This window comes from Parasphingomonas halimpatiens (assembly GCF_036663795.1).
Lineage (GTDB): Bacteria > Pseudomonadota > Alphaproteobacteria > Sphingomonadales > Sphingomonadaceae > Sphingomonas.
On record NZ_JAXOJP010000025.1, the window covers coordinates 65,809 to 77,907 of the forward strand.

General features: G+C 66.6%; 11 protein-coding genes. 8 read left to right on the forward strand and 3 right to left on the reverse strand.

Going from position 1 to position 12,099, the window contains the following annotated elements; all coding sequences use genetic code 11:
• The first annotated feature begins 334 nt into the window (after positions 1 to 334).
• From U1839_RS19815 to U1839_RS19825, 3 genes are read left to right on the forward strand one after another with little or no spacing between them, the layout of a single operon-like run.
• Positions 335 to 1,708 (forward strand): cryptochrome/photolyase family protein, encoded by a 1,374-nt coding sequence (locus U1839_RS19815; protein ID WP_332805309.1) that lies wholly within the window; start codon positions 335 to 337, stop codon positions 1,706 to 1,708.
• A 32-nt stretch (positions 1,709 to 1,740) separates the two neighbouring features.
• Positions 1,741 to 2,916, forward strand: a complete 1,176-nt coding sequence (locus U1839_RS19820) for a class I SAM-dependent methyltransferase (RefSeq protein ID WP_332805310.1) — start codon at positions 1,741 to 1,743, stop codon at positions 2,914 to 2,916.
• Complete coding sequence (locus tag U1839_RS19825; protein ID WP_332805311.1) at positions 2,916 to 4,097, forward strand: serine hydrolase domain-containing protein; 1,182 nt, start codon at positions 2,916 to 2,918, stop codon at positions 4,095 to 4,097. Before U1839_RS19820 ends, U1839_RS19825 begins: the two co-directional genes overlap by 1 nt.
• Before the next feature lie 16 nt (positions 4,098 to 4,113).
• Here the strand turns inward: U1839_RS19825 and U1839_RS19830 are convergent, their stop codons facing one another.
• The 3 genes from U1839_RS19830 to purF all read right to left on the reverse strand — a co-directional run bounded on the left by U1839_RS19830 (position 4,114) and on the right by purF (position 8,267).
• Positions 4,114 to 5,943 (reverse strand): CIA30 family protein, encoded by a 1,830-nt coding sequence (locus U1839_RS19830; RefSeq protein ID WP_332805312.1) that lies wholly within the window; start codon positions 5,941 to 5,943, stop codon positions 4,114 to 4,116.
• A 109-nt stretch (positions 5,944 to 6,052) separates the two neighbouring features.
• Positions 6,053 to 6,766 carry an SDR family NAD(P)-dependent oxidoreductase gene (locus U1839_RS19835; RefSeq protein WP_332805313.1) on the reverse strand — a complete coding sequence of 238 codons (714 nt, stop codon included), beginning with the start codon at positions 6,764 to 6,766 and terminating at the stop codon, positions 6,053 to 6,055.
• A gap of 43 nt (positions 6,767 to 6,809) precedes the next feature.
• Positions 6,810 to 8,267, reverse strand: coding sequence for an amidophosphoribosyltransferase (gene purF, locus U1839_RS19840; RefSeq protein WP_332805314.1), 1,458 nt, complete (start codon positions 8,265 to 8,267; stop codon positions 6,810 to 6,812).
• 153 nt (positions 8,268 to 8,420) lie between these two features.
• Between purF and hisI the strand changes: the two genes are divergently transcribed.
• The 5 genes from hisI to U1839_RS19865 all read left to right on the forward strand — a co-directional run.
• On the forward strand, positions 8,421 to 8,783 hold the full coding sequence (gene hisI, locus U1839_RS19845; RefSeq protein ID WP_332805315.1) for a phosphoribosyl-AMP cyclohydrolase: 363 nt from the start codon (positions 8,421 to 8,423) through the stop codon (positions 8,781 to 8,783).
• Positions 8,780 to 9,292: a hypothetical protein gene (locus U1839_RS19850; protein WP_332805316.1), complete on the forward strand. Its 513-nt coding sequence runs from the start codon at positions 8,780 to 8,782 to the stop codon at positions 9,290 to 9,292. Before hisI ends, U1839_RS19850 begins: the two co-directional genes overlap by 4 nt.
• 38 nt (positions 9,293 to 9,330) lie before the next feature.
• The gene (locus U1839_RS19855; RefSeq protein ID WP_332805317.1) at positions 9,331 to 9,738 is read left to right on the forward strand and encodes a MerR family transcriptional regulator; all 408 of its coding nucleotides are present in this window, start codon (positions 9,331 to 9,333) and stop codon (positions 9,736 to 9,738) included.
• A gap of 10 nt (positions 9,739 to 9,748) precedes the next feature.
• Positions 9,749 to 11,551 carry an acyl-CoA dehydrogenase C-terminal domain-containing protein gene (locus tag U1839_RS19860; RefSeq protein WP_332805318.1) on the forward strand — a complete coding sequence of 601 codons (1,803 nt, stop codon included), beginning with the start codon at positions 9,749 to 9,751 and terminating at the stop codon, positions 11,549 to 11,551.
• A 128-nt stretch (positions 11,552 to 11,679) separates the two neighbouring features.
• Positions 11,680 to 12,099 (forward strand): helix-turn-helix domain-containing protein (locus tag U1839_RS19865; protein ID WP_332805319.1); only part of this gene is annotated, 420 nt, incomplete at its 3' end.

A 12,099-nucleotide genomic window follows, 5' to 3' on the forward strand; every position in this document is an offset into this window, starting at 1 on the left:
GGCAAGATGCAGCGATCATTGGTTGTTTCGCTGACGACACGATATGCACGATGCCGTTGGTTCGGGCGCATTTGTTTTCGGTTGTGACGCTGAGCGGCCCACGCACTCCGCACGACTTGTCGCTGGAGGTTCGTAGCCATGCGGATCCATCGCCAAGCCATGATGAGATTCTGGCAGTCTGGCAGACCGCTGACGGGTCATGGCGCGGCGAACGATTGCCGACAATGAAGCGGGGCGACTGGACTTGCCTTGCTGCGGATGATCTTGAGAGATTTCGTATCCGACGCGTCCGGAGAAGCTCCCGCATAGGGGACGTAACCTGTTTCAAGCCGCGATGAACGATCCGGTGATCGTCTGGTTTCGTCGTGACCTCCGCCTGTCAGATCAGGCGGCACTGATCGCTGCCGCGAATGAGGGGCCGGTCATCCCGGTCTATGTCCTCGATGACGACACGCCGAAGCATCGCCGGATGGGCGGTGCGTCGCGCTGGTGGCTGCACCACAGCCTTGCCGCGCTCGATGCCAGCCTGCGGGAGAAGGGCTCGCGGCTGATCCTGCGGCGGGGCAGGGTGGACGAGGTGCTGGCGGCACTCGCCGAGGAAATCGGCGCGAAGCGCGTTCACGCGATCCGGCATTATGAGCCCTGGTGGCGCAATGCCGAGCGTGCGGTGGTGAAGCGGGTCGATCTCGTGTGCCATGACGGCAATTATCTCGTGCCGCCGGGATCGGTGACGACCGGGGCCGGGCAACCCTACAAGATCTTTACGCCCTTCTGGCGCGCGCTCCAGCAGCAGATGCCACCGCCCGCACCGCTGCCACCGCCGGGTGAGCTTTCCGCTCCCGCGACATGGCCGGCCAGCGACGAACTGGGCGACTGGGATTTGCTGCCGCGTAAGCCTGACTGGGCGAAGGGCTTCGCCGCAGAATGGACGCCGGGCGAGCAAGGCGCAGCGGCCCGGCTGGAATCCTTCCGCGATCACGCCGCGCGCTACGAGGCAACGCGCAACCTGCCGTCGATCGAGGGCAGCTCACGCCTGTCGCCGCATCTCCATTTCGGCGAGCTTTCGGCGGCGCAGGTGTGGCATCGTACTGCCGATCTGGGAGGCTCGGTCGAGACCTTTCTCGGCGAGATCGGCTGGCGAGATTATGCGCAGAACATCATCCTGCAATTCCCCGATTATGGGACACGTAACGGTCGGCCGGCGCTCGACGATCTGCCGTGGCGAACGGGCCCCGCGGCCGACGCGGAACTGCGCGCCTGGCAGCGCGGTGAGACGGGTTACCCGATTGTCGATGCCGGCATGCGCCAGCTCTGGGCAACGGGATGGATGCACAATCGCGTGCGGATGATCGCCGCCTCGTTCCTCATCAAGCATCTGCTGATCGACTGGCGCCGGGGCGAGCAATGGTTCTGGGATACGCTGGTCGATGCCGATTACGCCAGCAACGTGGTCAACTGGCAGTGGACGGCGGGAACCGGCGTCGATTCGAACATGTTCGTGCGAATCATGGCGCCGCTCAGCCAGTCGGAGAAGTTCGACGCCGCCGGCTATATCCGGCAATGGGTGCCCGAACTCGCACGCCTGTCCGATGCGGTCATCCACGATCCCGAAGAGGCCGGGCGCCGGCCCGCCGGATACCCCGCCAAGATCATCGGCCATCGCGCGGCGCGCGAACGCGCTCTGGCGGCGGCAAGCGCGGCGCGATAAGCGGGGCGCGGTTGGGGGATGTGGGGTTGCGGATGGTAGCGCCGATTGGCGATCGGGTGCTCGGACGGATCGATCGCGGACTGGCGCAAGGCTCGATCGAGGCGACGCTTCCGGGTGGTACCCGGCGCGTGCTCGGCGGCCATGCGCCGGGCCCGTGCGCGGTCGTCCATGTCGTGCATTGGCGCGCGCTGCGGCGGCTGGCGGCGGGCGGTTCGGCTGGCTGGTACGAGGCATGGGCTGCGGGCGAGTGGACCAGCCCCGACCCGGTCGTGCTGTTCGAATTGTTCATGCGCAACCGTCGCACGCTGGGTCGTGCCGCGCGGGCGAGCGGGCTGTCGAAGCTGGCGCGACGCGCATGGCACTTGCTGCGCCGCAATCACCGGGCGGGCGCGAAACGCAACGTCGCCGCGCATTACGACCTCGGCAACGACTTCTACGAGACCTGGCTCGATACTTCGCGGACCTATTCGAGCGGCCTGTTTGTGGAGCCGATTTCGGAGGCACAGTCACTAGAAAGTGCGCAGCAGGCGAAGCTCGCGGCGATCCTCGATCGGACTGCCACCAGGCCGGGCGATACGATTCTGGAGATCGGCTGCGGCTGGGGCTCGTTCGCGTCCGTCGCTTCCGCCGCGGGTATCAAGGTGCACGGCATCACGCTGTCCGAAGAGCAAAAGGCCTTTGTCGATGACCGGGGTCTACCCGGCGTCACGGTGTCGCTGACCGACTATCGCGACGTTCGCGGCCAGTATGATGCGGTCGCCAGCATCGAGATGGTCGAGGCGGTCGGCGAGGAATTCTGGTCCGCCTATCTCCGCGTGGTCGCCGGGACGCTCAAGCCCGGCGGCCGCGCCGCGATCCAGCTGATCTCGATCGATGACGCGATCTTCGACGCTTATGCGGCGAGCGTCGACTTCATCCAGCGCTACATCTTTCCCGGCGGCATGCTGATTTCGGAAAGCCGCTTTCGCGCGATCGCCGAGCGCGCCGGGCTGGTGTGGCATGACCGGCACGGCTTCGGCCTGCATTATGCCGAGACGTTGCTGCGCTGGCGTACAGCGTTCGATGTGGCGGTGGCCGAAAAGCGTTTGCCGACGCGGTTCGATGCGGACTTCGTCGCGATGTGGCGCTACTATCTGATGTATTGCGAAGGCGGCTTTCGCGGCGGCGGTATCGACGTCGCGCAGGTAACGCTGGTCAAGGAGGGGTAATGAACAAGTCGATCCTGGCGCTTATCGCGCTGGCGCTGGCCGGATGCGCGAACACCGCTACGCGCCCGGTACCGGTTGCCGCCGCCGCGACCCGCGATCCTGCCGCCGAGGCGCATATCCGTCAGGCCGGGGCCGAGATCCTGTTCTGGTCGCAGGCGCAGCGCGACGCGAACTTTCCGCATATGGAAGCGCAGTTTCCCGGGAACGTCGTCAAGGCCGGCGGGCGGGTTCACCCGTTGCCGGCGGGCAAGGCGCTGCCGATCGCCGACGACGAGGTCGACTCGTTCATGGCGGCGCAGAATGTCGCCGGGCTGATCGTGCTGCAGGATGGCAAGATCCGCCTCGAGCGCTACGCGCGCGGTTATGGGCGCGACGGGCGCTGGACATCCTTCTCGGTCGCCAAATCGTTCACCTCGACGCTGGTCGGCGCGGCGATCCGCGACGGCTATATCAAGTCGGTCGACGAGCCCGTGACGCGCTACATCCCCGATCTGGCGGGCAGCGGTTATGACGGCGTGACCATCGCGCAATTGCTGACGATGACCTCGGGCGTGCGCTGGAACGAGGACTATACCGATCCGAACTCGGACGTGGCGCAGATGTTCGCCAAGCCCGTTCCGGCCGGTGCCGATCCGACCGTCGCCTATATGCGCACGCTGCCGCGCGCCGACGCGCCGGGAACCAAATGGGTCTACAAGACCGGCGAGACCAATTTGATCGGCACGCTGGTCCAGCGCGCGACGGGCAAGTCGCTGGCGAGCTATCTCAGCGAGAAGGTGTTCAAGCGCTACGGCATGGAGCGCGACGGTTTCTGGATGGTCGATCAGGCCGGGCACGAAATCGGCGGCTGCTGCCAGTCGGTGAGTCTGCGCGACTATGCGCGGATGGGGCAGTTCGTGCTCGACGGCGGCAAGGGCGTGGTGCCCGATGGCTGGTTCGCCTCGGCCACCGCCGCCCATGCCGAGATCGGGCGACCGGGCTTCGGCTATGGCTATCAATGGTGGACCTATCCGCAGGGCCGCTTCGGCGCGCAGGGTATTTTCGGGCAGGGCATCACGATCGACCCCGCGCATCATATCGTCATCGCTATATCGAGCGCCGCGCCGCACGCGAGCGATCGCACCTATTCGCTGGCGCGATTCGCTTTCACGCAAAAGCTGTTCGACGCGGCCGCGAAATAGCGTGCGGCCGTCCTGCTCATTCGGTGTGAATCAGCCGGATATTGGCGATTTCGAGTTTGAAGACGCCTGGCCGGTCCGCCGCGACGAGTAGCAGCATGGCGTTGTGGGAATCGAAATTACGCAGGCTGGCAAAGGGGATCGTGACCTCCTTCCAGTCGCCCGTCACCGAGAGCGGTGCAACGGCGGGGCGCTGACCGCCGGCGGGCGAGAAGCCCATGAGGGCAAAGCTCTTGCCCTCGCCGCGCACCCAGAAGCGCAGCGCATTTGCCGCGCTGAGGTCGGCGGGGGCGAAGGGCTGCGCGCCGGGACTGAACCCGACCCCGGCCCACGGCGCGATGAAATCGGCGGTGACCTCACCGCTCATGACCAATGCAGCATTGCCATCGGGCGCGGCGCCGGCGACCGACAGCGAGACGCGCGACGTGCCGCCGGCGATCGAATCGGTCGACACCTGCCAGCCCGCACCGAACGGCGCCTTGAGCACCGGCTTGCCATCGACATTGGCGAACGACTCGATCCGGCCGCCTGCCGGCAGTGCGATGGGCGGCGCGACGGCCGCGGGCGCCGCATTGGCCAGTTCGGTGCGGCGTGCGGCGCGCAACGGGCTGGCGGCCACGCCGTCCTTCCAGATTTCGACGATGTCATGGACGGCGCCGATGTTGGCCGTCGGGTCGCCGTCGACCAGCAGCAGATCGGCCTTGAGCCCCGGCGCGATGTGCCCGCGATCGGCGAGGCGGAAGGCGCTCGCCGGTGCTGCGGTCGCCGCGGTCAGCGCCTGAACCGGGCTCAGGCCCGCCTTGACCAGCAATTCGAGTTCGCGGTGGATGCTCAGGCCGTACCAGGTGCCCGGGTTGCCGGCGTCGGTGCCCGCGAGGATCGGGACGCCGGCCTTTGCCAGCGCCGTGATATTGGCCGCTTCGAGCGCATCGAGCTTGGCGCTCCGATCTGACCCGAAGGACTGGTGCAGCGTCGATACGGCCGTCTTGGGCAGCAGGCCGTTCAGCGCCGGCCGGTCGAGCAGCGCGGCACCGCCGGATCGGCCGCTGAACACCTCGAACACGCTATAGGTCGGCACGACAAAGACATGATGCGCCTTGGCGAGCTGGCCAAAGGCGCTGCCCCCATCAAGGTCGATGAACAGATGGGCGAGGCCATCGGCGCCTTCCTCAATCGATTCGGTCGCCGTCGCCAGACTCTGGGCATGGACGACCGCGAGCTTGCCGCGTTTATGCGCCGCGACGATCAGCGCGTGGATCGTCGCGCGATCGAGCGTCGGGAAGGGCCGGCCGACGGTCGTTCCGGGCTCGTCGATGATCTTGATGAAGTCGGAGCCCTCGGCGATCCGTGCGTCGACCCAGGCATCGGCTTCGGCCGGCGTGGTAAGGGTCGGGATCGGAAAACCATATTCGGTGCCATGTCCCTTGGGCACGGTCGCGAGAATTCCGGAGGTGAAAATGTCGGCGGCCTTGCTGTTGGTGCCGCTCGCCATCCGCGCGCGGATCGCCCGCGTCGAGGCCGGCGCGCTGAACATGTCGAGCTGCGTCGTGACGCCGAACAGCAGCGCGTCGTCCTGGCCCTGAAAGGCGTGGACATGGCTGTCGATCAGCCCGGGCAGCAGCGTCTTGCCGGTGCCGTCGACGACCTTCATGTCCGCCGTCGGCGCGCCGCGATAATCGATGTCGGCGATCTTGCCATCGCGAATCAGCACGCCGTGGCGGCCAAGGCTGCGGTTGCCATCGAACACCGCGACGTTGCGGATCAGCGTCGCCGACGGCGCGGGCGCCTGGCTTTGCGCCATCGCGCCGGCCGAGACCGCCGCCAGCAAGAGCAAGAGTTTACGCGCCATCATTGCCATGTCCCCCAAGGCTCATAACGCTCGGGATATCACAGCCGTATTATTCAAGCAATACACAGGGAAAGTCGCTGTTTACCCGACGTCGAGCACGCCCGAAGTTTTATTGCTCGACGCGCTCGAAATGCCCGGTCGCGAAGCCCGACACGGCGAGCGCGGCGATTCGTGCCGCGACAACCGCCGGCTCCTTGACCGACGCGGGGTCCTCGCCGGGATAGGCCCGCGCACGCATCACGGTCCGCGTCGCGCCGGGGTCGATCAGCGCGGTGCGGACCTTGCTGACCTGCGCCATCTCCGCGCCATAGGCGGCGAGCAGCGTCTCGAACGCCGCCTTGGACGCGCCGTACAGCCCCCAATAGGCGCGCGGATGGCGCGCGACGCTGGAGGTCAGGCCGATCACGCGCGCGCCGGCCGATTTGCGCAGCATCGGGTCGAACGCGGTGATCAGCGCGGCCTGGGCGCTGACGTTGAGCGTCATGATCGTCGCCAGTTCCTTGGGTTCGATCGCCGGCACCGCGCCGAGGCTGCCGAGCGTCGCCGCGCTGAGCACCATGATGTCGAGCGCCTGCCAGCGTTCGCTGACCGCCGTGGCAAGTCGTGCTATGGCATCGGTCTGGGTCAGGTCGAGCGGGGCGATCGTCGCAGATCCGCCGGCGGCGAAGATCGCCTCCTCGACTTCTTCGAGCCCGGAAGCGGTCCGCGCGGTGAGCACGACATGCGCGCCGTGCGCGGCGAGCGCGAGCGCGGTGGCGGCGCCGATGCCGCGGCTGGCACCGGTGACGAGGGCGGTCTGGTTCGAAAGAGGCTTGTCGGTCATGGCCGCGCGCTTGCCCCAGCCAGCCGGCCGGGACAAGCCCGTCTTAGCGAACTCGCTCGGCGAGCAACGCGAACTGGTCGACCGAGGCGACATCGTCCTGGTCGGTCAGCGTCGTCGGATAGTCGCCGGTGAAGCAGGCATCGCAGTGGCTCGGGCGGATGTCGGCCCGCTTCGGTTCGCCCAGCGCCTTGTAGAGCCCGTCGATCGACACGAAGGCGAGGCTGTCGGCCTGGATGAAAGCGTTCATCTCCTCGACATTCTTGGTCGCGGCGAGCAGCTTGGCGCGCTCGGGGGTGTCGACGCCGTAGAAGCAGCTGTGGCGCGTCGGCGGCGAGGCGATGCGCATGTGAACTTCGGCGGCACCCGCCTCGCGCATCATCTGGACGATCTTGAGGCTGGTCGTGCCGCGCACGATCGAATCGTCGATCAGCACGACGCGCTGGCCCTTGATCAGCGCGCGATTGGCATTGTGCTTGAGCTTGACGCCAAGGTGACGAACCTTGTCGCCCGGCTGGATGAAGGTCCGCCCGACATAATGCGAGCGGATGATGCCGAGCTCGAACGGTATGCCGGACTGCTGGGCATAGCCGATCGCCGCAGGCGTGCCCGAATCGGGCACCGGGATGATCAGGTCAGCATCGACCGGGCTCTCGATCGCCAGCTGCGCGCCGATCGCCTTGCGCACAGTGTAGACGCTGCGGTCTTCCGAGATCGAGTCGGGGCGCGAGAAATAGACATATTCGAAGATGCACGGCCGTGGATTGACGGCGGCGAAGGGGCGGTGCGAGCTGATCTCGGTGCCCTTGACCATCACCAGTTCGCCGGGATCGATCGAGCGGACGAAGGTCGCGCCGACCACGTCGAGCGCGACGGTTTCCGAGGCGAAGATGATCGCGTCGTCGAGCTTGCCCATCACCAGCGGGCGGATGCCGAGCGGGTCGCGGCAGGCGATCATGCCCTCGGGCGTCATCACGATCAGCGAATAGGCGCCCTCGACCTGCTTCAGCGCATCGATGAACTTGTCGACCACGGTGCGGTAGTTCGAGGTCGCGACGAGGTGGATGATCGTCTCGGTGTCGGAGGTCGACTGGAAGATCGAGCCGCGCCGGACAAGGTCGCGGCGCAGCCGCATCGCGTTGGAAATATTGCCGTTATGCGAGATGGCGAAGCCGCCCGAGGCAAGATCGGCATAGAGCGGCTGGACGTTGCGCAGCGCGGTCTCGCCGGTCGTCGAATAGCGCACATGGCCGCACGCCACCGTGCCGCGCAGCGCCTGGATGATCTCGTCGCGGTCGAAATTGCCCGCGACATGCCCCATCGCGCGATAGGTGTGGAATTCGGTGCCGTCGAAGGTGGTGATGCCCGCCGCCTCCTGCCCGCGATGCTGCAGGGCGTGGAGGCCCAGCGCTACCAGCGCGGCAGCGCTGCTGTTGCCGGATACGCCGAATATCCCGCACTCCTCGTGCAGGTGATCGTCATCGAATGGGTTTGTTGTAAGCATGGCGCCCTTCAGGGGGGTAGCGTCGCGAGAGGCCTATAGAGCGGCGCTTCGGGTTTGTCGCCTGTTTGTCATCATTGCACCGGTCATTCGTCGCGTTCGGTCGATTCACCGTGTGAGGTGACGGGCAGGGGCGCGCGCGCTACACCGCAAAACATGCCCGACTCCCGCGAACCCGGCCTCACGCTCGATCCGAAATATGATGCCAGCGGGCTGATCACCGCCGTCGCCACCGATCGCACCAGCGGCGAGCTGCTGATGCTCGCCCATATGAATGCCGAGGCGCTCGCCGCGACCATCGCGACGGGCGAGGCGCACTTCTGGTCGCGCAGTCGCGGCCGGTTGTGGAAGAAGGGCGAGACCTCGGGTCACGTGCTGCACGTCGTCGAGATGCGAATCGATTGCGACCAGGACGCGCTGTGGCTGATCGTCGATGCACAGGGTCCCGCCTGTCATACCGGCGAGCGCAGCTGTTTCTACCGCCGCATCGACGGCGACGGGCTGGTGGCGGTCGCGTGAGGCGCTTCGGTCTCGCCATGTTGCTGGTGCTGGCGGCCTGTTCGCGCGGCGCCCCGCCGAGCGAGAAACGGACCGCGACGCCGGCGACCGGCCTCGAGGCGGCGGCGATCCAGGCCGGGGTGATTCCCGATCCCGCCGACACCGACATCACCGGCCTCTATGCGCGCGACACCGACCGGGTGTGCATCGTGCCGGGCGCGACGGCGTACCGCATCGGCGTCTATGTCGATTATGACGAGCAGCAGAATTGCGGCGGCTCGGGCACCGCGACGCGCGTCCGCGACACCGTCCATGTCCAGATGGACGGCGTCGAGGGCTGCAGCTTCGACGCGCGCTTCGAGGGCGATCGCCTCGTCTTTCCGGGCCGCGTGCCCGATGCGTGCCAGAAGCTCTGTTCGCGGCGTGCCTCGCTGGCGGCGCTCGATGTCGATCGGTTGAGCGAATCGGTTTCGGAAGCCTCGACGCTGCGTGACGCGCACGGCCGATTGCTGTGCGGGAGCGGCGGCTGAGCTTGACGTTCACGTAAAGGGAAGGTAGGCGATCGGTCATGTCGAGCGTAGCCGCCTATGCCGCGATCGAGCGTCACCCCGATCGCGACCAGTTCACGATTTCCGACCTGTCGGCCGAATTCGGCGTGACGGCGCGCGCGCTGCGCTTCTACGAGGATGAGGGGCTGATTACACCGGAGCGGCGCGGCACCGCACGCATCTATTCGCACCGCGATCGTGCGCGACTCGCCTGGATCCTGCGCGGCAAGCGCGTCGGGTTCAGCCTTGGCGAGATCCGCGAGATGATCGACCTTTACGATCTCGGCGACGGCCGCAGGAGCCAGCGCGCCGTGACGATCGAGCGCTGCCGCCACCGCATCGCGCTGCTCGAAACCCAGAAACACGATATCGACGCCGCGATCGGCGAACTCGACGCATTCGTTGCACTGCTCGAACAGCAAGGCTGAAGGAAGTCACATGCCCCAATATACCCCGCCCGTGCGCGACGTGCGCTTCGTCCTCGATCATGTCGTCGGTTTGGGCGCCTATGCCAACCTGCCGGGTTTCCAGAATGCGACGCCTGACACGGTCGATGCGATCCTCGACGAGGGCGGCAAGTTCGTCGCCGAGGTGCTGTTCCCGCTCAACCATAGCGGCGACCAGCAAGGCTGCGCGCGCCATGAAGACGGCTCGGTCACGACGCCGGCGGGGTTCAAGGAAGCCTATGCGCGTTTCGTCGAGTCGGGCTGGGGCACGCTCTCCGCACCCGAGGAATTTGGGGGCCAGGCGATGCCGCACGTCGTCTCGACGGCTTTTCAGGAATTCATGATCTCGTCGAACATGGCCTTCGCCATGTATCCCGGGCTCACGCACGGCGCGATTGCCGCGCTGCTGGTCAAGGGCAGCCCCGAGCAGCAGGCGAAGTACGTCCCCAACATGGTCTCGGGCAAATGGGGTGGCACGATGAACCTCACCGAGCCGCAATGCGGCACCGATCTCGGGCTGATCCGCACCCGCGCCGAGCCGCAGGCCGATGGCAGCTACGCCATTACCGGCACCAAGATCTTCATCTCGTCGGGCGAGCACGACCTGACCGAGAACATCATCCATCTCGTCCTCGCCAAGACGCCGGGCGCGCCGGAAAGCTCGAAGGGCATCTCGCTGTTCGTCGTGCCCAAGTTCATGGTCAATGACGATGGCTCGCTCGGCGCGCGCAACGCGGTGTCGTGCGGCTCGATCGAGCACAAGATGGGCATCCACGCCAATTCGACCTGCGTGATGAACTATGACGGCGCGACGGGCTGGCTGGTCGGCGAGGAGATGAAGGGTCTCGCCGCGATGTTCATCATGATGAACGCCGCGCGGCTCGGCGTCGGCCTGCAGGGGCTCGCGGTGGCGGAGACGGCCTATCAGAATGCCGTGCAGTACGCGCATGACCGTCGCCAGGGCCGTGCGCTGACCGGCGCGAAGGAGCCGAACGAGAAGGCGGATACGCTGTTCGTCCATCCCGATGTGCGCCGCATGCTGATGGACGGCAAGGCGCTGACCGAGGGGCTGCGCGCGCTGTGCCTGTGGGCTGCGCTGCAGGTCGATCTCGAACATGCCGCGCCGAGCGAGGAGGAGCGCCAACTCGCCGCCGACCTGATCGGGCTGCTCACCCCGGTGATCAAGGGTTATGGCACCGATAAGGGCTATGACGTCGCGACCAACGCGCAGCAGGTCTATGGCGGGCACGGCTACATCGCCGAATGGGGCATGGAGCAATATGTCCGCGATGCCCGCATCGCCATGATCTACGAAGGCACAAATGGCGTGCAGGCGATGGATCTGGTCGGGCGCAAGCTGGCGCAGAATGGCGGGCGCGCCGTGCAGGCGATGTTCCGCATCGTCGCCGAGGAAGTCGCGGCGGCCAAGGCCGATCCGGCGACCGCCGATTTTGCCGGGCGCCTCGAAAAGGCCAATGGCGAGCTCCAGGCAGCGACCATGTGGTTCATGCAGAACGGCATGCAGAACCCCGACAATGTCGGTGCCGGCGCGCACAGCTACATGCATCTGATGGGCATCGTCGCGGTCGGCCTGATGTGGCTGCGCATGGCGGTCGCCGCGACGAAGCTGAAAGCGGCGGGTGAGGGCGATGTCGCGTTTCTCGACGCCAAGCTTGTCACCGCGCGCTATTTCGCCGAGCGGATCATGCCCGAGGCAGGGTCGCTGCGCCGCAAGATTGAAGGCGGCGCCGAGGCGCTGATGGCGCTGCCGCCCGAGATGTTTGCGGCGGCCTGACAGGATAGCCCTGGGACTGCTGCGCTCGCGACTTTCTCTACTTGCTTCCCCGGCGAAGTGTACAGACCGGGGAGATGGTGGACGGGTGTTCGGAGACATGGTGGACAGATCGGCATGGAGGATTAGCCATGCCGTTCAAGGAGTGTTCGCTGATGTCGGAGCGCGAAGAGTTTTGTCGCCTGGCAGCGATGCCTGATGCGAACAAGCGCGAGCTTTGTCGGCGCTTCAGGATCAGCCCGCAAACGGGGTATAAGTGGATAAGTCGCTTTCGCGCTGACGGCGATGGCGGGCTGGCCGATCGGTCGCGACGTCCGCTGATCAGCCCGGCCCGGACCGCCGAGCCGGTGGAGGCGGATGTGCTGGAGGTGCGGCGCGAGTATCCGGCCTGGGGCGGTCGCAAGATCCGGCGCGTCTTGCAGATGCGGGGCGTATCGGATGTTCCTTCGGCCTCGACGATCACCGCGATCCTGCGGCGCCACGGCTTGCTGGACGGCCCGCGCGCCGGGGAGGCGCGGGACCACATCCGCTTCGAGCACGCCCGGCCGAAC